The organism is Anaerolineales bacterium (genome assembly GCA_019637755.1).
In the GTDB taxonomy this organism is placed as follows: domain Bacteria; phylum Chloroflexota; class Anaerolineae; order Anaerolineales; family UBA11579; genus JAMCZK01.
In genome coordinates this window covers 1,441,097-1,462,245 of sequence record JAHBVC010000001.1, presented here as the reverse complement: position 1 = coordinate 1,462,245, position 21,149 = coordinate 1,441,097, and the positions used below count along the sequence as shown (strand labels likewise).

Here is a 21,149-nt window from a genome sequence, read left to right as displayed (position 1 = left end):
CGTGGGGCACCTGCTGATTGTACTCCGCGGCGAAGTGCGGCGCGCAGAGGTGGCATAATTCGCAAACCATGACCACTCCTCACGTTTCCGAACCCGCGCTTACCCGCCGCCCGCGCGCCATCGTTGTCGGCGCCTCTTCCGGCATTGGCGCTGCCCTGGTGCGCCGCCTGGCCCACGAAGGCTACCTGGTGGCGGCGCTTTCGCGCAGCGCCGAGCCGCTGCAGGCCCTGGCCAACGAACTCAATGGCGCTGGGCAGCGCCGCGTGATTGCGCACGCCCACGATGTAACCCACCTGGCGGAGATCCCCACTACGCTGCAGAAGCTCCTGGCTGAGATGGGCGGCCTGGATCTGTTTGTCTATTGTGCCGGGGTGATGCCCGCGGTAGAGATCAATGAATTTGATCTGGAAAAAGATCAGCACATGCTGGCGGTCAATCTCTCCGGCGGCGTGGCCTGGCTGGGCCAGGTGTCGGCCTTGTTCCAGAAGCAGGGCCGCGGGCATATCGTAGGCATCTCGTCAGTAGCGGGCGACCGCGGCCGCGTGCTCAACCCCGCCTACAATGCCTCCAAAGCTGGGCTGGATACCTATTTGGAAGCGTTGCGCAACCGGCTCAGCCGCCACGGCATCACAGTGCTCACCGTGCGCCCCGGCTTCGTAGATACCCAAATCCTGGCGAATGCGCCGCGCAGTTTTGGCGTGATCAGCCCGCAGCAGTGTGCCGCGGGAATTTGGCACGCCATCCGCCGCCACCAACAGATCGTCTATGTGCCAGGCTGGTGGCGCTGGCTGATGCTGGCCGTGCGCAACGTGCCTTCGTTCATTTTTCGGAGATTGTCTTTTTGAGCCATCTGCCGCTGCCTTTGCAGACGCTAACCCGTCTGGAGAATTTTGGCCATTCGTTGCAGCGCGTGGCCTATGTGTTTCGGCCAGAGCATACCGATGAACTGCCCGCCCTGTTCGCCCAGGCGCGCCAGGCCGGGTTGAGCATCGGCTTGCGTGGCGCCGGGCGCAGCTACGGCGATGCCGCGCTGAACGCCGGCCAGATCATCCTGGATCTGCGCGGGCTGACCCGCATCCTCGCCTGGGATGCGGAAAGTGGCATCGTGCGCGTGGAACCCGGCGTCACCATCGAACAATTGTGGCGCCATGCGCTGCCTTTCGGCTGGTGGCCGCCAGTGGTGCCTGGCACCATGTTTCCCACGCTGGGTGGCTGCCTGGCCGCCAACATTCATGGCAAGAACAACTGGCAGGCCGGGCCAATTGGCGAGCATGTTGTGGAATTTGAGGCTACCCTGCCCAATGGGCAAACCGTCACCTGCAGCCCGCAGCAAAACGCTGAGTTGTTCTACAGCCTGATCGGCGGGATGGGCTTGCTCGGCATTTTCACTTCCATTACGCTGCAATTGAAGAAGGTGCACTCGGCCCAGCTACGCGTCACCGGATGGACCCAGCCGGCGCTGGCCGGCATGCTGGCCGAAGTGGACGCATACAAGGACGAAGATTACATCGTGGGCTGGCTCGACGCCACCGCGCCCGGCGGTGCATTGGGCCGTGGCCAGTTGCACCGTGCCAGCTACCAGGCGGCCGAGGCGGAGCGGCCGGCGCCCAGCCTCGATTTGCCGCCCAGCATTCTGGGTATCCCCAAAGCAGCCCTGCCGCCGCTGATGGCACCGTTCGTAAACAACCTCGGCGTGGGGCTGGTGAATTTCGCCAAATACAGCGCCAACCGGCTACTGGAGCATCACAAGAGCTACACGCAATCGCTGGTGGAATTCAACTTCCTGTTGGATTACATCCCCGGCTGGGAGCGTATCTACGGGCGCGGCGGCCTGGTGCAGCATCAAAGCTTCGTGCCCGCCGCTGCGGCGCCCAGCGTCTACCGCCAAGTGTTGCAACGCTGCCAGCAACATGGCCTGCCGCCCTACCTGGCGGTGCTCAAGCGCCATCGCCCGGATGCGTTTTTGCTCTCGCACGCCGTAGACGGTTTTTCGCTGGCGCTGGATTTCAAGGTGCCGCGCCAGCCCGCGCGCCTGGTGGCGCTGGCCCGCGAGCTGGATGCGATGCTGCTGGCGGCGGGCGGGCGCTATTACTTCGCCAAGGATGCGTTGCTGGATGGCCAACGGGCGCGCCAATTCTTGGGTGAGCAGACCTTGAGCACGCTCAAAGAACTCAAACAGCGCTGCGATCCTGAGGGCCTGTTGCAGCACGATCTGTTCCGCCGCTGCCTGGCCGAGGAGGCTGTATGAGCACCTGCCAGGTCTACCGGTTGGGTTTGGTGGAGTACCAAAAGGCCTGGAACTTGCAAAACCAGCTGGCCGACGAAATTGCGCGCGGCGAGCACCCGCCCACGCTGCTCTTGCTGGAGCACCCGCATGTGTACACGTTTGGCCGCCGCGGCCAGGCCGAGCACCTGCTCTGGGAACAAGCCCGCTTGCAAGAGCAGCAGGTGGACGTGCATTGGGTGGACCGCGGCGGCGATGTGACCTACCACGGCCCGGGGCAACTGGTGGGCTACCCGCTGCTGCCCCTCGGCGAGGTGCAGCCAGACCCGGCCAGCGGCAACCCACGCATCCCGCAAGTCGACTACATTGCCTACCTGCGCAACCTGGAAAAAACGATCATCAAGGCCCTGGCGCAACTGGGCGTGCCCGCCGGCCAAGTGCCCGGCCAAACCGGCGTATGGGTGCAGCCCGATGTAGCCTCGCGCTGCGTGCACTGCCCGCCGCATCTGCTGCAGGCGCCCAGCAAGATCGCCTCGATCGGCGTGAAGGTGGATGCCAAGGGCGTCTCGCGCCATGGCTTTGCGCTCAACGTCATGCCAGATATGAACTATTGGCAGGGCATCGTGGCTTGCGGGCTGGAGAACCAGAACCAAATCAGCCTGGAGTATATTTTCAACCAGCCGCCCGACATGGAACGCGTGGTGCACGAGCTGTTAACCGTCTTCAGCCAGGTGTTCAGCTACGAATTGGAGCTACACGAAGGCATTCTGCTCATTTAGCAAACAAACTTGTCGATAGTTTCATTTGACAGCCCAAAAGCACTTCCTATACACTCACGCGCATGGCGAATCATTTCAGTCTTGTCATTCAGGCTGGCCCCAACCCCGGTCAGCGCACCCCGCTTTCCAAGGAAAACCTGCTCATCGGCCGTGACCCGTCCAGCGATCTGCACATTCAGGATATCGAAGTTTCGCGCCGGCACGCGCGCCTGATCGCCCAGAGCGGCGGCTTCGTGCTCGAAGACCTCGGCTCCACCAATGGCACCTTCGTCAACGGCGAGCGCGTGCACGGCGTCAGCGTGTTGCGCCCTGGCGATGAGATTCGCCTGGGCGAAGTGGTCACCCTGCGCTACGAGCTGGATCTAAACAGCCTGGAAACCACGCCGCCCAGCCCCAGCGCGCCACCGCGGCGCTCGGTGGCGCCGCCTCCGCCCACCGCCAGCCTGCCGCCGCTGGAAGAGCGCCCCGCACGGCACGCCTTCGACGCACCCGCCGCGCCGCTGCGCCCTGCCGCACCTCCCGCCAGCCAAGCTCCGCTGCCGCCGCCCACCCGCCCGGATGAGCCGATCGCCGTGCGCATGGCCGCCCAGCGTGATTTTGTGGACCCGCTGGATATCGACCCCTATGCCGAAGCGCCGCAAGGCCCGGTGAGCCGCCGGCCGCGCCGAAAGGGTATGCGCCTCAGCCGCAATGCGATGCTGGGCTGTGGCGGCCTGGTATTGTTGGGATTGTGCGGGCTGATCGCCTTCCTGTTTTACGTCGATGCCAACTCGCTATGGTGCGATGTCTTCGGCGGGCTGATCGCGGCCTGCCGTCCCATCGTTCCGTAGACCACACAATAAAAAAACTCGCCGAATGGCGAGTTTTTTGTTTCAGTCGATACCGCGTTTAGTGATGGTGGTGGCCTTCGGGCCCATGTACATGCCCGTGGGCCAATTCATCGGCGGTGGCAGCGCGCAGCCCCACCACGGTCACCTCAAAGTCCAGCGTTTTGCCAGCCAGCGGATGGTTGAAATCCATGGTCACGCTATCCTCGCTGATCGCCAGAATGCGCCCATACAGATCGTTCCCATCCTCATCTTTTACTTCCAGCTCCATGCCAATTTCCGGCACGATGCCCTCGGGAAAGTCTTCCAGCGAAATTTCTTCGATCTCTTCGCTATCGGTTAGCCCGTAGCCATCTTCCGGCTTCACGCTCACCGTTTTGCTGTCGCCCATCTTCAGGCCGGTCAGCTCGTTCTCCAGGCCAGGAATGATGTTCTGGTTGCCATGCAGATACTGCAACGCATCCTCGGCCCCCGCCTCATCCAGGATCTCACCCTCTACGGTGAGCTTGTAAGCCAGGCTCACCACTACATCTTTGTCTACCGCAGTCGGTTCACTCATCAGGTCTCCTTTGGCGCATCTGTGCGCCAGCACAACAGCCGGGTGTGCCGACCGTGAATCGATTCTAACATGCGCAAAAAACACCTACCCGCATGTCTAGGCGCCACCTACCCAAACGGCGGATGTGGCGCCGCGCCAAAAACTATAGACTGGTATCGCTGGGACACAACACATCTGCCGCTATACCGGTTGGCTGGCAGCCTTAGCAAAGTCCCGCTATGATGAAAGGAAGTCTTATGAAAGACGCAAACAACACACAGGGCCTTAGCGCCCTCTCCCATTCGCTTGTGGAGGCCACCCAGGCGGCCAGCGCATCCATCGTTACGGTGCATGGCCGCCGGCGCCTGCCCTCCACGGGCGTGATTGTGGAGCCCGGGCTGGTGCTCACCGCCAGCCACACCCTGCGCGAAGAGGGTGACATCCAGGTCAGCCTGGCCGATGGCACCACCTTGGGTGCCGAGCTGCTGGGGCGTGACCCGCACAGCGATCTCGCCGTGCTCAAGCTCGTCGATGCGCTCGGCACGCCGGCGCGCATCAATGAGCAGCCGCAGGTGGGCCAACTGGCCATCGCGCTGGGCCGCCCCGGCCAGGCTATCGAAGCCAGCCTGGGCATCGTCAGCGCCATCGGGGGGCCAGTGCGCACGCACGGCGGCGGCCTGGTGGAAAGCACGCTGCGCACGGATGCCACCGCCTACCCCGGTTTCTCCGGCGGCCCGCTGGTAGACGATCTGGGCCAGGTGCTGGGCATCAACACCTCCGGCTTGGGTTGGGGCAGCTTGATGTCCATCCCAGCCAAGCAAGCCTGGAAGATTGCCAAATCCATCCAGGAGCATGGCGGCGTGCAGCGCGGCTACCTGGGCGTGCGCAGCCAATTGGCTGAGCTGCCCGCGGATGCCAAGCAAGGGCAAGACACCGGCCTGCTGATTGCGAGCATCGAAGCCGAAAGCCCCGCCGCCGCGGCTGGCTTGATGGTGGGTGACATCATCGTCGGGCTGGCCGGGCAAGCGGTGGCAGACCACGATGCGCTGATGCTGCAACTCAACAGCGGCATCGTGGGCACGCCAACTGCGCTGGAGTACCTGCGCGGCGGTGCCCTGCACACCGCCCAGGTGAGCGTCACCGGGCGCACGGAAGCCGCGCACCATCATCGCCACGGCGGTGGCCGCCGCGGGCGCGGCTTCGGCGGGCATGGCTTCGGCCATCGCCCAATGGGCCGCATGGGCCTGCGCTTCGGCCACGGCGGCTGGGGGCCGGGCCGCCTGCAGCGCAAACGCTGGGGGGGCCGATAAACAAGCCTCCGGCTGCATCCGTACAAGTCGCCATTCTGGCCGCTGCGCCCGCTTTGCGCAGCGGCCTGCGCGCCTTGTTGGCTTACGACCCGCGCATCCAGGTGGCCGCCGAAGCGGCCACCTTGGCGGGCTTACTGGAGCAGGAGGCCGAGCTGGATGTAGTGCTGCTGGCCGAGGAGTTGCCGCTGGCCCAGTTGGCCGAAGCACTGGCCGCCTCCGAGGAGCCGCCGGCGCTACTGCTGCTCAGCCAGGCTCCCGAGGCGGCACAGCCAATAGCCAGCCTGCCGGCGCGTGCCTGGGGCTGGCTGCCGCCGGATTGCAGCCCGCAGGAGCTGGCCGCGGCCGTGCTGGCGCTGCACGAGGGCTTGATCGCCGCCGCGCCGCCCATGCTGACAGCGCTGCTGGCCCCGGCCAACCGCAGCGAGGCCCCGCTGGACGAAGAGCTCACCGAGCGCGAGCTGGATGTGCTGCAACTGCTGGCCGAGGGTATGGCCAACAAGCAGATTGCGCTGCAATTGAACATCAGCGAGCACACCGTCAAATTTCACAGTTCATCCATCTATGCCAAGTTGGGCGTCACCAACCGCACCGAGGCGGTGCGCCGCGCCGCCCGGCTGGGCTTGCTGGTGCTGTAGAAGGGCTGGATAGAATACTGACTATGCAAGGAATGAAAGTCATCCATCTCACCACCACCGGGCGGGTTACTGGCAAGCCGCAATGGGTGGAGCTGTACTGCTTCTTCCATGAAGAGCACGCCGTAGTGGTTGCCTCTTATGGGGGCAAGGATCAGCACCCGCAGTGGTACCTGAACCTCAAAGCCAACCCGGCCGTCACGGTCAAGATCGGCAAAGACAGCTACCCGGCCACGGCCAAGATCGCCGGCCCCAAACTGCGCGCCCAACTCTGGCAGGAGCTTAACCAGTTGAACTCACATTACGAAAACTTTCAGCGCAACACCCGGCGCACCATCCCAATGGTGGTGCTGCATAAGGAGACGGCCTGATGCGCGGCGGAGGCGGGGGCGGCGGCTGGCGCCGCTACCTGAATTACGACGAAGAGCAGGCCAAGGCGCCGATCGATCGCGAGCTGCTGCGCCGCGTGTGGGCCTATGCGCGCCCATACTTCAAACGTCTGGCGCTGATGTTGCTGGCGATCGTGGTGACCTCCTCGATCGATCTGCTGCCGCCGTTGCTGTACCGTGATCTGTTCGACAATGTGCTACCCAACCAGGACTATCACCGCTTGCTGATACTGGGTTTGCTGATGTTGGCGGTGCCCTTCATCAGCGGACTGATCGGCGTAGGCCAACGCTACTTAAGCGCCACCATCGGCGAGGGCATCATTTTTGATCTGCGCCAGAGCATGTACGAGCATTTGCAGCGCATGGGGTTGCGCTTCTTTACGCGCACCAAATCCGGCCTGATCATCTCGCGCTTTGAAGAAGATGTCGTCGGCGCGCAAAACGCCATCACCAGCACGGTGCCCGGCATCCTCACCAACGCCGTACGCCTGCTCAGCACCCTGGGCATCATGCTGGCCATCGAGTGGCGCCTGACGCTGATGGCGCTGGCGGTGGTGCCGCTGTTCATGCTGCCGGCGCGCCGCGTGGGCCGCGTGCTGCGCGATGTGCGCCGCCAGGCGATGAATTACAACGCCGATATGTCAGTGATTGTCGGCGAAACCTTGAGCATCAGCGGGGCACTGCTGGCCAAAACCTTTGGGCGCCAGCCTGAAGAGCGCGAAAAGTATCGCCAAGTCAACCAAAACGTGCGCGATATCGGCCTGCGCCGCGCCATGATCGGGCGCTGGTTCTCGCTATGGCTCGAGCTGGCCGGATCGATCGGCATGGTGCTGATCTTCTGGGGCGGCGGCTATTTCGTGTTGCAAGGCAGCATCAGCTCCGGCAGTATCGTGGCCTTCGTGGCCTATATCTTCGGCCTCTACGGGCCGATCTCAGCGCTCTCCAATGTGCAGGTTGAATTCGCCACCTCGATGGTGAGCTTTGAGCGCGTGTTTGAGTTTATGGATCTGCCGATTGAGATCCAGGATAAGCCGAAGGCGGTGCACTTGACGCGCGCCGAAGGCCATATCCAGTTCGAGCACGTCTCCTTCAGCTATGTTGAAGAGAATGAAGAGCCGCTGCTCACCGCACCGCCGCGCCACGGCCAGGAAGAGGAAGCCCAGCAGATCGTGCCGACGCGGCGCTTTGCGCTGGAAGATGTAAGCTTCGAGATCCAGCCTGGCCAGCTCGCTGCGCTGGTGGGCCCCAGTGGCTCGGGCAAGACCACGGCTACCTATCTGCTGCCGCGGCTGTATGACCCCACCGAGGGCCGCGTGCGGCTGGACGGGCACGACCTGCGTGATTTGGCACAGGAATCGCTGGCTGAACAGATCGGCATGGTGACGCAGGAGAGCTACCTGTTCCACGATACGGTGCGCGCCAACCTGCTGTACGCCAAGCCTGACGCCACGCAGGCCGAGATGGAAGCCGCCGCCAAAGCCGCCAACATTCACGACATGATCATGGCGCTGCCCCAAGGCTACGATACGCTGGTGGGCGAGCGCGGCTACCGCATGAGCGGTGGCGAGAAGCAACGGCTCTCCATCGCCCGCGTGGTGCTGAAGGACCCGCGTATCTTGATCCTTGACGAGGCCACCTCCTCGCTCGACTCGCAATCCGAGGCGTTGATCCAGGCGGCGATGCAGCCGCTGATGAAGGGGCGCACCTCGCTGGTCATCGCCCACCGCCTTTCCACCATCCTGGCCGCAGATGTCATTCTGGTGCTGAATGCTGGCAAGCTGGTGGAACAGGGTACCCACCAGCAGCTATTGGCTATGGATGGCTTGTACGCAGAGTTATACGAAACCCAGTTCCGCCACGCCTTGGAGCACAGCAGCCAGCTTACTGAGTTAAATGACCAAAAGGCCAGCAAGTAACCGTTGGCCTGCTAACAAAAAGCCGCCCGAGTTGGGCGGCTTTTTTGTTTGGCTAGTACTTGCCATCCAGATGTTGCAGCATCTGTTGATAAGGCTCCGGCGTCAAGCGCCAATGACCCACGAAGGGGTTATCCAAGCCCTCAATGATGAAGAAGATCATAATCTGCTGGAAGCTAATCACCAGCATGGCCAATACACCGTATTGTGAGGTCATAAACGGCATGAATGAGAACGTGACCAGAGTGAAGAACGAAGCAATGTAAATAAATGCTTTGAGCAGCAACGGCAGGCGGCGCACACTTTTGGCCACGCGCTCGGTACGCGTCCAGGCCAGTTGGCGATAGTGCTCCAACACCTGATTAAAGACGACCGAATCGTGATCATCATTGAAATGCACATGGCTAATGATCTCGGCAATGCGCTCGAAGGCTTTGCTGCTGCGCGTGGTGCGATCACGGCTGCCAAGTTTTTGAAATTTGCCTTCGATGATGATCGAAGCGTATTCTTGAATGGCCGTTTTCATCTCCGCGGTCATCTTCTCGTCTCGAAAGTACACGGTCAGCCCGTATAACTGCTCCAAGCTTTGCGCTTCCTGCTCGATCAGCTCGGAAATGTTGTTGTATTGCTTCCACACTTCAAGGATGACGAAGGCTGTCAGGATGCTGTACAAGGAGCCAAACACGGTCAGGAAACCATTGAGGGTATTGGCCTCAGGCATGAAGGTGTTGGTTTGCAGCCAGTCATGCAATAGGGCATACACCCCGGCCATGACGACAGAAAAGAGTAGGGCTTTGGCCAGTGTGGTTTTCATTGAGGTTCTGATCCTTGGTTAGGTGGTTAAGGGGGCATTGATCTCGATCAAGGTGCCCTCGGGGTCACGCAGGTGCACCACGCGCAATACCCAGGCAGGCTGGTCTTGCGGCGGGCCGAGGAACTCGACGCCCTGGGCGCGCAACTGGGCATAGGTGGCATCCACATCATCCACTGCGAAGGTTAGCAGCGCCTGATCGCCCTGGCGGCGTGCCTGCGCCACGCCGCCCACCGTTTGCATGCTCGCCCGGTCGTACAGCCCCAGCCGGGCAGACCCGGTGGCGAATTCATAGTAGATGCCCGGCACCGCAACCGCCGGTTCGCCTAAGCCCAACTGGTCACGATAGAAAGGCAAGCTGGCATCCACATCATTCAGCAGTAAGCGTACATGGGTCAATGCGAGCATGGCGTCTCCGTCTGGGTGCACATTCTAATCGGGCAAGTGGCGGCGCACGCGTTCCAAAAAGCGCGGCGTGTTCAGTTTGCGCTCCGCCAGGTAGGCCACATAGGCATTCATCAAGCGCTCCAGCTCATGCTGCACGCTGGCACTCAGTTGCAGGCTGCGCACCTCCCCAAACGTCTTGCGCTGTAAATGACGCAGCACCTTCAGCGCCCCCAGACTGATGCGTGTAGCATGCAGGCGCTTGCCGCAACTGGGGCACAGCGCGCCGCCAAGCTCAAAGGAAATGTACTGATCCTCTGGTTGCAGCGCTCGCCCGCAATGGGCACAGTGCTGCAACTGCGGGCGAAAACCGACCTGATCGAGCAGATGTACTTCAAAAAAACGGACGGCCAATTGCAGATTCTCGCCGGCGGCCAGGCGTTGCAAGGTATCGCGCGTCAGGCGATAGACGCCGCGGCTTTCATCGTGGTCCGCGCTGAACTTGTCCACCAGCTCAACCACATAGGCCGCATAGCCAAGCGCTTCCAGGTTTTCACCCAGCGCGCTATTGAGCTCCACAGCTTCGGCTTGTTCCACCAGCGGAATCTCGCGCCCCTTGCCCAGCAGCAAGCTCACCCGTGTGAATGGCTCCAAATGGCCGCCTTTGCGTGAGCCGGGTTTGCGCGCCCCCTTGGCCAGGGCGCGCAGCTTGCCTTCTTCACGCGTGAACAAGGTCACCAGGCGGTCCGCCTCGCCAAAATCTGCATGCTTGAGCACGATGGCTTCTACGCGTTGGGTACGGCTGGGGCGCGCCATAGATTGATTTTATCTGCACTCGTGAGAGTGCAGGCCGCTTGACTATGCTCTAGTAGTAGAGTACTCTATTACTAGAGCAATGACAGACGCAGAACTCGCCATCCTCGGCTTGATCGCCGAAACCCCGCGCCACGGGTATGAGATCGAACAGGTGCTGGAGCAGCGCAACATGCGCCGCTGGGCCGATATTGGTTTTTCCTCAATCTATTATCTGCTCAACAAGCTGGAGGCCAAGGGCTGGATCCGCAGCCAACCCCAGCCGGCCGAAGGCAAGGGCCCGGCGCGCAAGGTGTATACGATCACCACGGCCGGGCAGCAGGCCTGGTATCAGGCCACGCTGGCTGCGCTCAGCGGGCCAGGCCAGGCCAATACGCGTTTTCTCACCGGGCTGGCCGGGCTGCCTGGCGTACGGCCGCAGGATGCGGTGGCGGCGCTGCGCCAGTATCGCCGGCATGTGCTTGAGCGCATACACGAAGTGGAGCAAGCCTGGCAGGGCGCCGAGAATTTGCCAGCCTTCTTGCAAGGCATGTTTGAGTACAGTGCCAACGTGTTGCAAACCGAGTTGGATTGGCTCGACCGTTACATTCCGCGCTTTGAAAGCCAGATCACAGACCACGACGAAGACCCCGAATAATCCCCCGGGCCACTCATGGGGACCAATCGCCCAAAGGATACGCACATGGACAAGCTAGACCTCAAAAAGGAATACAAGCACCTCTTCAACCCCAGTGCTAAGCAAGTCGCCCTGGTCAGCGTGCCGCGCTTCAACTTCATCATGATCGACGGCACCGTGCCGGCACACATCAAAGTAGACGATGCCCCGGATTACCAGAACGCCGTTGAAGCGCTTTTCAGCTTGTCGTACACCATCAAATTCATCTGCAAGAAGCGCCAGGCCGATCCCAGCGACTATGCGGTGATGCCGCTCGAAGGCCTATGGTGGAGCAAGAGCAGCAACAAAGCATTCACGCCCGATCGCAAAGAGGCATGGTATTTCACCGCCATGATCATGCAGCCCGCGCCGGTCACCAAAGCCACCTTCGCCCAGGGGGTTGAGGCCGTGCGCGCCAAGAAGGATCTGGCGATGCTGGATGCGGCGCGCTTCGAAGCCTTTGCCGAAGGCAAAGCCGTGCAACTGATGCACTTAGGCCCCTATTCTGAAGAGCCGGCCAGCATTGCGCGCATGGTCGCTTTCAGCGATGAGCACAACCTCAAGCCCAACGGCAAGCACCACGAGATCTACCTGGGCGATCCGCGCCGCACGGCACCAGCCAAACTCAAGACCGTGCTCAGGCACCCGGTGAAGTAACTCGCCTGCCATAAGCCCTTGACGCGCAAACGCTTCGCGCATACCATACAAACAGGTTTGTAACACAAACCATATTTGGAGGATGCGATGAGCAATCAACTGGCACAAGTGGAAAAGCGCGTGAAGAGTGCGTGGTATCGCGACGGGATCGGTGAACTGGCCGCAGGCCTGGTACTCATTCTGTTGGGCGCCTATTTTGGCATGAGCGAGTATTTCGGGGCTGATTCGCTGATCGGCAGCCTGCTGGAACCCAGCCTGGTACTGGTGCTGATCGGCTTGCTGGCCTTTGGGCGCTGGGTGGTCGAGGCGCTCAAGACCCGCCTGGTCTACTCGCGCAGTGGCTATGTGGAATACAACGTCAGTGAGCCGCAAGCGCCCCGTTGGGTTTTGGCTGCGTTGGCGGCAGGCGTGTTGGCCGCCGCGCTGGTGGTGAGCGCGGCGCGGCTGCCCACGCTGCAGGCAATCCCCGCGCTGACCGGTATCCTCGGCGCGGGAGTGCTGCTCATCGGGCAATTCAAGTTCAGTGGAGCACGACGCCTGCTGTTGCTGGCCGCCCTCTCGCTTGCCACAGGGCTGCTACTGGCCGCCAGCACGCTGGCTGAAGGCTATGTCATCGGCGGCTATTACGCGCTGATGGGCCTGGCGCTACTGGTCTCGGGCGGGCTGGTATTGAGCCACTATCTGCGCCACAATCCGTTAGAGAACTGACCACCGTGGCAAAGCATGTACAAGCCCTCGCCACTCTGGATCGTACGATCCATGAGCCGGCGCGCCTGATGTTGGTGATGCTGCTCTCGGCGGTCAAGCGCGCCGATTTCCTTTTTTTGGAGCGTGAATCAGGCCTGACCAAAGGCAATCTCTCAGCCCATCTAAGCAAGCTGGAAAAAGCGGGCTATGTAGCCATAGAAAAGACCTTTAAAGGCAAGTACCCGCTCACCGTGTGCAGCCTGACTCCGCAAGGGCGCCAGGCACTTGCCAGCTATCGCCGCAGCTTGGAAGCCGCATTTAGCGAGTAGGTGATCTGGCCCAAGACTAGGCCAGCTGCCAAACTGAATACAAGCTCAAATCGCCCGTGCGGCCATCGGAGTAGAACGTCTCAGCCACGCTGAAGCCAGCGTCTACCGCCAGCTCGGCCAGCTCGTGTTCACTAAACTGGTGCACATAGCGCAACCCGCTACCGCCGCTGCGCCAATCCAATAGATAATCACCCGGGTCCAGCTGGCTTTCGTGCAGGCCGGCGGCCGCCCACGATTGCACGCGTGCGGCCAGCTTGGGGCTGCGCATGAATTGCCAGTTGGAGTGAATAAAGTGCCCACCGGCTTTCATCACTGAGCACACCTGGCGCAAAAAGGCCAGCTGCAGCTCACGGCCCGGGATGTGATGCAGCACCGCCATCGCCAGCACCACATCAAATCTGCCCTCCAACCCTGCGGCCCATGCGCCACTTAAATCGGCCGGCACAAACTCGGCTGGGTACCCGGGGTGCGCAGCCAACCGCTGGCGGGCAGCCTGCAGCAGCCCCTCGCTAAAATCGAGGCCCACATAGCCGCCCTGGTGGCCGCTGGCCGCCAAGTGCGCCGCTACCCCGCCGTTGCCACAGCCCAGGTCGAGTATCCGAGCAGGGGCCAAGGTATTGCGAACGCTGCTCTCAACATGGCCTTCAAGGTCAATCCCTGCCAGCGTTCGCAATAAGCGAAGCAAACCGGGCTGCAACCGGCCGCGCGTGGCCGAAAACGCTTCGGCGTGCGTTTGATAGAATTCTCTATTCAGCGCAATCAATTGCTGAGCAACGGCGGCTTCCATAGCTTGATTATAGGTGGCCGTAGATAAAGATGACTTTACTGACACCCCAAGAACCCCGCATCCACGCCTGGGAGGAGTCCAAGCTCCCCACCCAGGAGCGTATGCAGCGCGCCCGCCAGATCCTAGAGGATGTGCGCGCCGGCGCCAGCCCGGCTGAGGCGCTGCGCCGCTATCCGCTGGATGGCGAGGGCGGCGGCTACATTGGCAAGCAGTTTCTCGTAGCCGCTTACCGCCAACTGGTAGCCACCGGTGAAATGGCCGAAGACCCGGCGCTGCTGCGCCGCATCCGCCTCAAGCCGATGCGCTCGCTCTCCGGCGTCAGCGTGGTCACCGTGCTGACCAAGCCCTATCCCTGCCCGGGCAAGTGCGTGTTCTGCCCCACAGACGTGCGCATGCCCAAGAGCTACCTGCCCGATGAGCCCGGCGCGATGCGCGCGCTGCAACACCAGTTTGATCCCTACGCCCAGGTGCGCTCACGCCTCGACGCGCTGGAAGCGGTGGGCCATCCCACAGACAAGATCGAGTTTCTGATCTTGGGCGGCACCTGGAGCTCATACACACGTGCTTACCAGGAAGAATTTATCCTGCGCATGTTCGAGGCGCTCAACGGTGTGCCCTTCGCTAGCTTGGAAGAAGCGCATACCTACAACGAGACCGCCGCGCATCGCAACGTAGGCCTGGCCATCGAAACCCGCCCAGACCATATCGACGCGGCCGAGATCGCCTGGCTACGCCGCCTGGGCGTCACCAAGGTGCAGCTCGGCGCACAAAGTTTTGACGACCGCGTGCTGGAACTCAACAAGCGCGGTCACAGCGCCGCCGAAACCCAGCGCGCCGTAGACCAACTGCGTGCGGCGGGCTTCAAGATCGTGTTGCACCTGATGCCCAACCTGCTCGGTGCCACCCCGCAGACCGACCGCGAAGATTTCAAAAAACTGTGGGCCGGCCACAACCCCGACGAGCTCAAGATCTACCCTACCCAGCTACTCGAGAATGCCGAGTTGTATCTACATTGGCAGCGCGGTGAGTACCAGCCCTATACAACCGAACAGCTAGTTGAGCTGCTGGCCGAGATCAAAAGCCAGATCCCGGAGTACTGTCGCGTCAACCGCGTGATCCGCGATATCCCTTCCACCAACGTTGTGGAAGGCAACAAGCGTACCAGCCTGCGCATGGACGTGCACGCGCGCATGCAGGCGCGCGGCCAGCGCTGTCGCTGCATCCGCTGCCGCGAGGTGCGCGGCCGCGCCGTGGACGCCGCCCAGCTTAACCTGCACGACCATGCCTACCGCACGCCGCACGCGCAGGAGCATTTCTTGTCCTTCGTCACGCCAGAAGACAAGCTAGCCGGCTTCCTGCGCCTCTCGCTGCCAGCAGCCAATGCGCCACACACTGGGCTGGCCGAGCTGGCCGGCGCGGCGCTGATCCGCGAGGTGCACGTGTACGGGCAATCGCTCGAGGTCGGCGCCGAACAGAGCGGTGCCGCCCAGCACATCGGCCTGGGCACGCAGCTCATCGCCCACGCTGAAGAGCAGGCGCGCTCGGCTGGCTACCGCCGCGTGGCGATCATCGCCGCGGTGGGCACGCGCCGTTACTACGCCGGGCGCGGCTACCAGCTCGAGGGCACCTACATGGTGAAGGAGCTTTAGCCACATGCTGCATCTCCCCGTGCTTCCTGTCTCACTCCACTTGTTACACGCCTTCGTCTACACCTCTGCGCTACTCCTGGCCGCCCATGTCCTTTCCTAACCTGCTCGTCGCCGCCCGCCGCCTTCCCGTGATTGGCGTGCTGGCCTATTACGCGCTCAAACTCCTGGGCGTGGAGATCCCCCGCAGCGTGGCGATCGGCTCTGGCTTTGACCTGGTGCATGGCGGGGTGGGCGTAGTGATCCACCCGCGTAGCGTCATCGGCGCCAATGTAAAGATCTACCCGGGCGTCACCCTCGGCCGCGCCGATGTGCACCTGCCTGCGACGCAATCCAAGTTTGAGGGCATTGCGATCGGCGACGGCGCCATTCTGGCCCCCGGCAGCAAAGTGCTGTGCAAGCAGGGCGTGCTGAGCGTGGGCCGCGGCACGGTGCTGGGCGCCAACGCGGTGTTGTTGCAATCTACCGGCGAGGGCGAAACCTGGGCTGGGCTGCCTGCCAAGAAGGTGGGCCAGCGTGAAGGCTGGAGCAGCTAGCCGTCTTTGCGAGGCCGCCTAAGGCGGCCTCGCAAAGACGTAGGAGTTGCTTTCTTGACAGGCTACTGACCCGCCTGTACAATCAGCCCTCGCCTGCTAAAGGCAACTTGCCGAGGTAGCTCAGTTGGTAGAGCACGCGACTGAAAATCGCGGTGTCGCCGGTTCGATCCCGGCCCTCGGCACCTACGCAAGGGCTTACGCCCTTGCTAATAGAGAAACTGCTCGGCTGACGCCGAGCGACGTTTCTCTAGGCAGATCCCTGGGAGACTCCACAAGAACAAGGGATTTAGCTATAATAGGTGTATTGCGGGCGTGGCTCAGTTGGTAGAGCATCTCCTTGCCAAGGAGAAGGCCACGGGTTCGAGTCCCGTCGCCCGCTCAGACGAAGAAAAACAGGCCACTGGCCTGTTTTTCTTTATGCCACGGGGCTAGGTATAATGCCCCTTCTGGCGACGTGGCCAAGTGGCAAGGCAAGGGTCTGCAAAACCCTGACCACGGGTTCGAATCCCGTCGTCGCCTCTCATATAAAAACGGCTGGCATGTTGCCAGCCGTTTTTTTTATCTCTACGCTGTTTAGTCGTGCGTACGTATCAGGCGCGCAACATGGCACTACGTGCCAAACGGTCCACCCGCTCATTCTCGGCGTGGCCGGCATGGCCGCGCACCCAACGCCAGTCGATTTCATGCTGGCTGATCACCGCCGCCAAGGCCTGCCAGAGGTCCACATTGGCCAACGCGCCGCCTTTGCGCTTCCAGCCGCGTGCCATCCAACCCGGCAGCCACTCGGTAATGCCCTTACGCAGGTATTCAGAGTCCGTGTAGAAGACCACCCGGCTTGGCCCGCGCAAGGCTTCCAGGGCGCGTAGCGCCGCGGTGAGCTCCATACGGTTGTTGGTGGTGTGCGCTTCGCTGCCACTGAGCTCACGCTCGTGCGCGCCGGAACGCAGCAGGGCGGCCCAGCCGCCGCGGCCGGGGTTGCCTTCGCACGACCCGTCTGAGAAAATTTCCACAATGTCTGCCATTCTGTGCGGCATTCTATCAGTTGAGCCGGTGGCTTTCTCGTATAATCACGCGTAATTCGTCGTTTCACAACTAAGGAGATGAGCACGAATGAATAATTTGCGTAAAGAATTCACCACTCTCAGCATCACGCTCATTGCAGTCGGGATTGCCCTGAACTTGGCCTTGGGCACGATTGTGCTGCGCTTGGGCCTGCCGCTGTATCTGGACTCGATCGGCACCGTATTGGTCGGCGCCCTGGTTGGCCCTTGGGCTGGCGCCGTCACCGGTTTCCTCTCGAACCTGGTATGGACGCTGACCGGCTTGTACCCGCAGGCATTCGCCTGGGCCGGCGTGGCCGCCATCATTGGTGCACTGGCGGGCGTATTTGCTCGCTCTGGCTGGCTTAACTCTGTTGGCAAGGCGGCTCTGGCCGGCTTGATCACCGGCATTGTCTCGGCAGTGCTCTCGGCCCCCATCGCCACCTACGTCTTCGGTGGCGTGGTCGGCGCCGGCACCGATGCCCTGGTGGCTGCCTTCCGCGCCGCAGGCCTCGATGCGCTGATGTCCAACGTAGCGCAAGGCACCTTCTCTGACCCGCTGGACAAGCTGGTCACCTTCGTCATCGTTTGGTCGCTGCTGCTGGCCTTGCCCGCACGCGAGAAGGCCCGCTTTGGCAACCTGCCTGTAGCCAGCACGGCGCGCGCCCCGCAAGGCGCCACTCGCCGCCCGGTAGGCAAAGCCGCCAAGAAAACGGCGACCAAGAAAGCGGCCACCAAAAAGTCGGCCCGCCGCAAGTAACATATCTTTCACCATCAACAAACGCCCGCCAAATAGCGGGCGTTTGTTTTTAAGATGGTTTAATCGGGCTATGCGCGGTGGCAGTATCTATATTCAAGGCAACAGCGGGCTACATAGGCTGCACCCCATGACCAAGCTGGCCTTCAGTGGCCTGTGCTTCGCCTGCGCCGCGGCGTTGCCCACGCTGCCCTGGCTGCTGGCCGTGTTCGGCCTGGTGATCCTTCCCTTGGCAGTCTGGGGGCGGCTGACCAAAGCCTTTGCAAAAGCCTGCCTGCTCGTGGTTGGCCCGTTCTTGCTTTCCCTCTCGATTATTCAAGGCTTCTTCCACGGCGGCGACACCGTGTTGTTTGCGCTGGGCCGCTTCAGCTATACGCTGGAAGGTCTGATGGCCGGCTTGCTGTTCGCGGCGCGCTTGTTGGTAGCGCTGGGTGGCACGCTGCTGCTCATGCAAAGCACCGATCAGGCGCAGCTGATGCAGGCGCTCACCGAGCGCGGCTTCCCGGCGCGCATCGCCTATGTTGTGCTGACCGCAATTCAGATTTTTCCTAGCTTTCAAGAGCGCGCTCAAGTGATCATGGATGCACAGCAAGCCCGCGGGCTGGAGCTGCAGACCGGGGCGCTCAACCGCGCCCGTCTGCTGCTCCCTATGGTTGGCCCGCTCATTTTGGGCAGCGTGATGAACGTCAGTGAGCGCGCCATGGCGCTGGAAGCACGCGGCTTCAGCAGCCCGGCCCCCAAGACCAGCCTATACGTCCTGGCAGATAGCAGCGCCCAGCGCAGCCTGCGCTGGGCGCTGCTGGCCGCGGCCGTGGCGCTGCTGTTGTGGCGGCTGTGGAGCGCCCTGGCATGATTCGGCTCAAGAAGTTCAGCTACTGGTATCCAGCCAGCCAGCAGCCCGCGCTGGATCGCATCAGCCTTGAGATCCCCGAGGGCCAATTTCTGGGCATCGTGGGCGCCAACGGCGCCGGCAAAAGCACGCTGTGCTACGCGCTCAGCGGCTTTGTGCCGCACTTTTACAACGGCGAGCTTGAAGGCGAGCTGAGCTTTGACGGCACGCCCATAGCCGAACTTGATCTGGGTAAGCTGGCCGGGCAGATTGGCCTCGTATTCCAAAATCCATTCAATCAGATCAGCGGGGCGCGCTTCACGGTGCGCGAAGAGATTGCTTTTGGTCTGGAAAATCTCGGTTTGCCACGCGCTGAAATAAAAGTGCGCATTGAAGAAGCGCTTGAGCTGGTCAACATTCAAGAACTGGCAGAGCGCTCGCCGTTTTCGGTATCCGGCGGGCAGCAGCAGCGCATCGCCATCGCCTCCATTCTGGCAATGCAGCCGCGCGTGCTGGTGCTTGACGAGCCGACCTCACAGCTGGACCCTGAGGGCACCCGGGATGTCTTCGCGGCGCTCAGTAAATTGGTCAGCACACGCAAGATCACCGTCATCATCGCCGAACACAAGCTGGAATGGCTGGCTACCTTCTGTGACCGTGTGGTGGCACTGGCCGGCGGCAAGCTGCGCGCCGCAGGCAGCCCGCAAGAGGTGCTGAGCTCAGAGCAGATGCTGCGCCTGGGCATCGGGCGCACTCAGTACAGCGAAGCTGCGGCGCGCCTGTTGCGCAGCAAGCAGCTGCCCGTGACCCTGGAGCAGGCCAAGAAAGCGCTCAAATGAACCTGAATGTAAAGGATGTTGCTTTCCGTTACCCCTCAGGCGTACTGGCGCTAGACAACGTAAGCCTGGAGGTGCCTTCAGGCCAGGTGCTCGGCATTCTGGGCGAAAACGGCGCGGGCAAGACCACACTGGTCAAGTTATTCAACGGCCTCTTGCGGCCTTCTCAGGGCCAGGTATGGATTGGCGACTGGAACACGGCCGAACACTCCACCGCCGCGCTGGCCGCCCGCGTGGGCTTTCTGTTTCAAAATCCAGACAATCAACTGTTTGAGCGCAGCGTCGCCCGCGAGGTTGCCTATGGCCCGCGCAACCAAGGCGCGGCTGAAGGCGAAGTACAGCGCCGCGTGCAGGCCGCGCTGAGCATGGTGGGCCTGCAACACGAGGCTGACTCACACCCCTATGACCTGCCGCAGCCGCAGCGCAAGCTGCTGGCCCTGGCCGCCACGATTGCCATGCAAACGCCCATCCTGGTGCTGGATGAGCCCACCATCGGGCAGGACGAGGTGGGGCGCAAAGCCATCGGCCGCATTGTCAGCAAGTTACACAACATGGGCCGCACGTTGATCATGATCACGCATGATGTAGACTTTTGTGCACAGCACGCCCAACGCATTCTCGTAATGCTCAAGGGCAAGGTACACGCAGACGGCCCGGCCGGCAGCATACTGGCACAAACTCAAACGCTCGATGAAGCGCAAGTTGCGCCGCCACAGTTGGTGCGCCTGGCACAAGCGCTGAAGATGCCGGCAGTGCCACTTACCGTAGAGGATTTTGTAGACGAGTACAAACAATGGCGAAAGAAACGAAAGAAATGAAGCTCAATATCCTGGGCGATCTAATTGCAGACATCGGCATGCGCCTGCAAAAATTCCCTGTGCAAGCGCGTGACATCCATCGTCTGTCCTATATGGAAGTGGGACCAGGCGGCGCCTGCAACGTAGCCATCATGGCGGCGCGCTTTGGCGTACCCGTGGGCGCCTTGGGTGAAGTAGGCGATGACGGCTTCGGGTTGGTGGTGCGCGAGGGGCTGCGCCGCGAAGGCGTGGATGTGTCCCAATTTCATGTCAGCGCCGAGGCGCACACCCCCGTGGCTGGCGTGATCGTAGACGAGGCGAGTGAGCCCGGCTATCTGGGTTACCCTGGCTCGCTGCAGCACCGCACACTGCTCCCGGAGTGGAAGGCGGCCATTGAACATGGCGCCGCCTTCTTTGCCGATGGCTGGGCTGAGTACCCCGAAACCCCCGCGCTGGCCCTGGCCGGCTTTGAAGCGGCACGTGCGGCCGGTGTCACCACTTTCTTTGACCCCGGCCCGGGCAACCCGGATATTGACAACCGTTGGCATCTCGAAGCGATTGCCATGAGCAACGTGGTGCTCATGAACCGCCGTGAGGCATTGCGCCTGACCGGGCTGGAAGATGATGAAGCCGTGGTGCAAGCGCTGCAAAAGATCGGCGCTGAGCTGATTTTGCTTAAGCGTGGTGAGCTGGGCTTACTGGCCGCACGCGGCGACGAGCGCGTGCAGGCGCCAGGCCTGGATGTGGAAGCTAAAGACGCCACCGGCGCGGGCGACAGCGTAGCTGGTGCCATGATCTACGGCGTGTTGCATGGGCTGCCCTTGAAAAAACTGGCCGCCCTTGGCAACGCCACCGGCGCCGCCAAGGTGCAGAACATCGGCACCGGGCACAATATGCCCAGCCTGCAGCAAATTGCCACGGTGCTGCAACACAGCGGTGCTGACCCAGCAGCCCACTTGCCAGCCCACTAGAA

25 protein-coding genes and 3 tRNA genes are annotated in these 21,149 nt (G+C 62.0%); 22 read left to right on the top strand and 6 right to left on the bottom strand.

Features of this window, described 5'->3' with window-relative positions:
* Positions 1-68: 68 nt before the first annotated feature.
* The 4 genes from KF821_07050 (at position 69) to KF821_07035 (ending at position 3,833) form a co-directional block, all read left to right on the top strand.
* A complete protein-coding gene (locus KF821_07050; protein MBX3005568.1) occupies positions 69-845 on the top strand; it encodes an SDR family NAD(P)-dependent oxidoreductase in 777 nt (258 codons plus the stop codon).
* On the top strand, positions 842-2,248 hold the full coding sequence (locus tag KF821_07045; GenBank protein MBX3005567.1) for an FAD-binding oxidoreductase: 1,407 nt from the start codon (positions 842-844) through the stop codon (positions 2,246-2,248). Before KF821_07050 ends, KF821_07045 begins: the two co-directional genes overlap by 4 nt.
* The gene (gene lipB, locus KF821_07040; GenBank protein ID MBX3005566.1) at positions 2,245-3,003 is read left to right on the top strand and encodes a lipoyl(octanoyl) transferase LipB; all 759 of its coding nucleotides are present in this window, start codon (positions 2,245-2,247) and stop codon (positions 3,001-3,003) included. The genes KF821_07045 and lipB overlap by 4 nt, the downstream gene beginning before the upstream one ends.
* Positions 3,004-3,065: 62 nt before the next feature.
* Positions 3,066-3,833 (top strand): FHA domain-containing protein, encoded by a 768-nt coding sequence (locus tag KF821_07035; protein ID MBX3005565.1) that lies wholly within the window; start codon positions 3,066-3,068, stop codon positions 3,831-3,833.
* A 58-nt stretch (positions 3,834-3,891) separates the two neighbouring features.
* Here the strand turns inward: KF821_07035 and KF821_07030 are convergent, their stop codons facing one another.
* The gene (locus KF821_07030; GenBank protein MBX3005564.1) at positions 3,892-4,389 is read right to left on the bottom strand and encodes a peptidylprolyl isomerase; all 498 of its coding nucleotides are present in this window, start codon (positions 4,387-4,389) and stop codon (positions 3,892-3,894) included.
* A gap of 236 nt (positions 4,390-4,625) precedes the next feature.
* On the opposite strand from KF821_07030, the gene KF821_07025 reads away from it, so the two are divergent.
* From KF821_07025 to KF821_07010, 4 genes are read left to right on the top strand one after another with little or no spacing between them, the layout of a single operon-like run.
* Positions 4,626-5,678, top strand: coding sequence for a serine protease (locus KF821_07025; protein ID MBX3005563.1), 1,053 nt, complete (start codon positions 4,626-4,628; stop codon positions 5,676-5,678).
* A 53-nt stretch (positions 5,679-5,731) separates the two neighbouring features.
* Positions 5,732-6,313 (top strand): response regulator transcription factor, encoded by a 582-nt coding sequence (locus KF821_07020; protein ID MBX3005562.1) that lies wholly within the window; start codon positions 5,732-5,734, stop codon positions 6,311-6,313.
* 23 nt (positions 6,314-6,336) lie between these two features.
* A complete protein-coding gene (locus KF821_07015) occupies positions 6,337-6,681 on the top strand; it encodes a nitroreductase family deazaflavin-dependent oxidoreductase (protein ID MBX3005561.1) in 345 nt (114 codons plus the stop codon).
* Positions 6,681-8,615 carry an ABC transporter ATP-binding protein gene (locus tag KF821_07010; GenBank protein ID MBX3005560.1) on the top strand — a complete coding sequence of 645 codons (1,935 nt, stop codon included), beginning with the start codon at positions 6,681-6,683 and terminating at the stop codon, positions 8,613-8,615. The genes KF821_07015 and KF821_07010 overlap by 1 nt, the downstream gene beginning before the upstream one ends.
* A 52-nt stretch (positions 8,616-8,667) precedes the next feature.
* On the opposite strand, the gene KF821_07005 is transcribed toward KF821_07010, so the two are convergent.
* From KF821_07005 to recO, 3 genes are read right to left on the bottom strand one after another with little or no spacing between them, the layout of a single operon-like run.
* Positions 8,668-9,426 carry a DUF4239 domain-containing protein gene (locus tag KF821_07005; protein MBX3005559.1) on the bottom strand — a complete coding sequence of 253 codons (759 nt, stop codon included), beginning with the start codon at positions 9,424-9,426 and terminating at the stop codon, positions 8,668-8,670.
* An 18-nt stretch (positions 9,427-9,444) separates the two neighbouring features.
* Complete coding sequence (locus KF821_07000) at positions 9,445-9,831, bottom strand: VOC family protein (GenBank protein MBX3005558.1); 387 nt, start codon at positions 9,829-9,831, stop codon at positions 9,445-9,447.
* A gap of 24 nt (positions 9,832-9,855) precedes the next feature.
* A complete protein-coding gene (recO, locus tag KF821_06995; GenBank protein ID MBX3005557.1) occupies positions 9,856-10,623 on the bottom strand; it encodes a DNA repair protein RecO in 768 nt (255 codons plus the stop codon).
* 79 nt (positions 10,624-10,702) lie between these two features.
* Here recO and KF821_06990 point away from each other — a divergent pair, with 79 nt between their 5' ends.
* The 4 genes from KF821_06990 to KF821_06975 all read left to right on the top strand — a co-directional run bounded on the left by KF821_06990 (position 10,703) and on the right by KF821_06975 (position 12,948).
* The gene (locus tag KF821_06990; GenBank protein MBX3005556.1) at positions 10,703-11,257 is read left to right on the top strand and encodes a PadR family transcriptional regulator; all 555 of its coding nucleotides are present in this window, start codon (positions 10,703-10,705) and stop codon (positions 11,255-11,257) included.
* A gap of 45 nt (positions 11,258-11,302) precedes the next feature.
* Positions 11,303-11,932, top strand: coding sequence for a GyrI-like domain-containing protein (locus KF821_06985; GenBank protein MBX3005555.1), 630 nt, complete (start codon positions 11,303-11,305; stop codon positions 11,930-11,932).
* Between the two features lie 87 nt (positions 11,933-12,019).
* On the top strand, positions 12,020-12,640 hold the full coding sequence (locus tag KF821_06980) for a hypothetical protein (protein ID MBX3005554.1): 621 nt from the start codon (positions 12,020-12,022) through the stop codon (positions 12,638-12,640).
* A gap of 5 nt (positions 12,641-12,645) precedes the next feature.
* The gene (locus KF821_06975; protein ID MBX3005553.1) at positions 12,646-12,948 is read left to right on the top strand and encodes a transcriptional regulator; all 303 of its coding nucleotides are present in this window, start codon (positions 12,646-12,648) and stop codon (positions 12,946-12,948) included.
* 16 nt (positions 12,949-12,964) lie between these two features.
* Here the strand turns inward: KF821_06975 and KF821_06970 are convergent, their stop codons facing one another.
* Entirely contained in the window at positions 12,965-13,735 is a 771-nt protein-coding gene (locus KF821_06970; protein MBX3005552.1) for a methyltransferase domain-containing protein, read from the bottom strand.
* Between the two features lie 29 nt (positions 13,736-13,764).
* On the opposite strand from KF821_06970, the gene KF821_06965 reads away from it, so the two are divergent.
* The 5 genes from KF821_06965 (at position 13,765) to KF821_06945 (ending at position 16,436) form a co-directional block, all read left to right on the top strand.
* Positions 13,765-15,384 carry a tRNA uridine(34) 5-carboxymethylaminomethyl modification radical SAM/GNAT enzyme Elp3 gene (locus KF821_06965; protein MBX3005551.1) on the top strand — a complete coding sequence of 540 codons (1,620 nt, stop codon included), beginning with the start codon at positions 13,765-13,767 and terminating at the stop codon, positions 15,382-15,384.
* Between the two features lie 86 nt (positions 15,385-15,470).
* Positions 15,471-15,917 (top strand): hypothetical protein, encoded by a 447-nt coding sequence (locus tag KF821_06960; protein MBX3005550.1) that lies wholly within the window; start codon positions 15,471-15,473, stop codon positions 15,915-15,917.
* 109 nt (positions 15,918-16,026) lie between these two features.
* A tRNA-Phe gene (locus KF821_06955) sits at positions 16,027-16,099 on the top strand.
* Positions 16,100-16,223: 124 nt separating this feature from the next.
* A tRNA-Gly gene (locus tag KF821_06950) sits at positions 16,224-16,296 on the top strand.
* A 69-nt stretch (positions 16,297-16,365) separates the two neighbouring features.
* A tRNA-Cys gene (locus tag KF821_06945) sits at positions 16,366-16,436 on the top strand.
* Between the two features lie 71 nt (positions 16,437-16,507).
* Here KF821_06945 and rnhA read toward each other — a convergent pair.
* Positions 16,508-16,939, bottom strand: coding sequence for a ribonuclease HI (gene rnhA, locus KF821_06940; GenBank protein MBX3005549.1), 432 nt, complete (start codon positions 16,937-16,939; stop codon positions 16,508-16,510).
* An 88-nt stretch (positions 16,940-17,027) separates the two neighbouring features.
* On the opposite strand from rnhA, the gene KF821_06935 reads away from it, so the two are divergent.
* The 5 genes from KF821_06935 to KF821_06915 all read left to right on the top strand — a co-directional run bounded on the left by KF821_06935 (position 17,028) and on the right by KF821_06915 (position 21,147).
* Complete coding sequence (locus KF821_06935) at positions 17,028-17,717, top strand: hypothetical protein (GenBank protein MBX3005548.1); 690 nt, start codon at positions 17,028-17,030, stop codon at positions 17,715-17,717.
* Between the two features lie 70 nt (positions 17,718-17,787).
* Entirely contained in the window at positions 17,788-18,567 is a 780-nt protein-coding gene (locus KF821_06930) for an energy-coupling factor transporter transmembrane protein EcfT (GenBank protein MBX3005547.1), read from the top strand.
* Complete coding sequence (locus tag KF821_06925) at positions 18,564-19,382, top strand: ABC transporter ATP-binding protein (GenBank protein MBX3005546.1); 819 nt, start codon at positions 18,564-18,566, stop codon at positions 19,380-19,382. Before KF821_06930 ends, KF821_06925 begins: the two co-directional genes overlap by 4 nt.
* Complete coding sequence (locus KF821_06920) at positions 19,379-20,197, top strand: ATP-binding cassette domain-containing protein (protein MBX3005545.1); 819 nt, start codon at positions 19,379-19,381, stop codon at positions 20,195-20,197. The genes KF821_06925 and KF821_06920 overlap by 4 nt, the downstream gene beginning before the upstream one ends.
* Positions 20,173-21,147, top strand: a complete 975-nt coding sequence (locus KF821_06915; GenBank protein MBX3005544.1) for a carbohydrate kinase family protein — start codon at positions 20,173-20,175, stop codon at positions 21,145-21,147. The genes KF821_06920 and KF821_06915 overlap by 25 nt, the downstream gene beginning before the upstream one ends.
* Positions 21,148-21,149 lie beyond the last annotated feature (2 nt).

What these genes read in the sequence shown, in the direction of transcription:
- KF821_07050 (MBX3005568.1), top strand. Translation starts at nt 69, where the DNA reads ATGACCACTCCTCACGTTTCCGAACCCGCGCTTACCCGCCGCCCGCGC.
- lipB (MBX3005566.1), top strand. Translation starts at nt 2,245, where the DNA reads ATGAGCACCTGCCAGGTCTACCGGTTGGGTTTGGTGGAGTACCAAAAG.
- KF821_07035 (MBX3005565.1), top strand. Translation starts at nt 3,066, where the DNA reads ATGGCGAATCATTTCAGTCTTGTCATTCAGGCTGGCCCCAACCCCGGT.
- KF821_07030 (MBX3005564.1), bottom strand. Translation starts at nt 4,389, where the DNA reads ATGAGTGAACCGACTGCGGTAGACAAAGATGTAGTGGTGAGCCTGGCT.
- KF821_07025 (MBX3005563.1), top strand. Translation starts at nt 4,626, where the DNA reads ATGAAAGACGCAAACAACACACAGGGCCTTAGCGCCCTCTCCCATTCG.
- KF821_07015 (MBX3005561.1), top strand. Translation starts at nt 6,337, where the DNA reads ATGCAAGGAATGAAAGTCATCCATCTCACCACCACCGGGCGGGTTACT.
- KF821_07010 (MBX3005560.1), top strand. Translation starts at nt 6,681, where the DNA reads ATGCGCGGCGGAGGCGGGGGCGGCGGCTGGCGCCGCTACCTGAATTAC.
- KF821_07005 (MBX3005559.1), bottom strand. Translation starts at nt 9,426, where the DNA reads ATGAAAACCACACTGGCCAAAGCCCTACTCTTTTCTGTCGTCATGGCC.
- KF821_07000 (MBX3005558.1), bottom strand. Translation starts at nt 9,831, where the DNA reads ATGCTCGCATTGACCCATGTACGCTTACTGCTGAATGATGTGGATGCC.
- recO (MBX3005557.1), bottom strand. Translation starts at nt 10,623, where the DNA reads ATGGCGCGCCCCAGCCGTACCCAACGCGTAGAAGCCATCGTGCTCAAG.
- KF821_06990 (MBX3005556.1), top strand. Translation starts at nt 10,703, where the DNA reads ATGACAGACGCAGAACTCGCCATCCTCGGCTTGATCGCCGAAACCCCG.
- KF821_06985 (MBX3005555.1), top strand. Translation starts at nt 11,303, where the DNA reads ATGGACAAGCTAGACCTCAAAAAGGAATACAAGCACCTCTTCAACCCC.
- KF821_06980 (MBX3005554.1), top strand. Translation starts at nt 12,020, where the DNA reads ATGAGCAATCAACTGGCACAAGTGGAAAAGCGCGTGAAGAGTGCGTGG.
- KF821_06970 (MBX3005552.1), bottom strand. Translation starts at nt 13,735, where the DNA reads ATGGAAGCCGCCGTTGCTCAGCAATTGATTGCGCTGAATAGAGAATTC.
- KF821_06965 (MBX3005551.1), top strand. Translation starts at nt 13,765, where the DNA reads ATGACTTTACTGACACCCCAAGAACCCCGCATCCACGCCTGGGAGGAG.
- KF821_06960 (MBX3005550.1), top strand. Translation starts at nt 15,471, where the DNA reads ATGTCCTTTCCTAACCTGCTCGTCGCCGCCCGCCGCCTTCCCGTGATT.
- rnhA (MBX3005549.1), bottom strand. Translation starts at nt 16,939, where the DNA reads ATGGCAGACATTGTGGAAATTTTCTCAGACGGGTCGTGCGAAGGCAAC.
- KF821_06935 (MBX3005548.1), top strand. Translation starts at nt 17,028, where the DNA reads ATGAATAATTTGCGTAAAGAATTCACCACTCTCAGCATCACGCTCATT.
- KF821_06930 (MBX3005547.1), top strand. Translation starts at nt 17,788, where the DNA reads ATGCGCGGTGGCAGTATCTATATTCAAGGCAACAGCGGGCTACATAGG.
- KF821_06925 (MBX3005546.1), top strand. Translation starts at nt 18,564, where the DNA reads ATGATTCGGCTCAAGAAGTTCAGCTACTGGTATCCAGCCAGCCAGCAG.
- KF821_06920 (MBX3005545.1), top strand. Translation starts at nt 19,379, where the DNA reads ATGAACCTGAATGTAAAGGATGTTGCTTTCCGTTACCCCTCAGGCGTA.
- KF821_06915 (MBX3005544.1), top strand. Translation starts at nt 20,173, where the DNA reads ATGGCGAAAGAAACGAAAGAAATGAAGCTCAATATCCTGGGCGATCTA.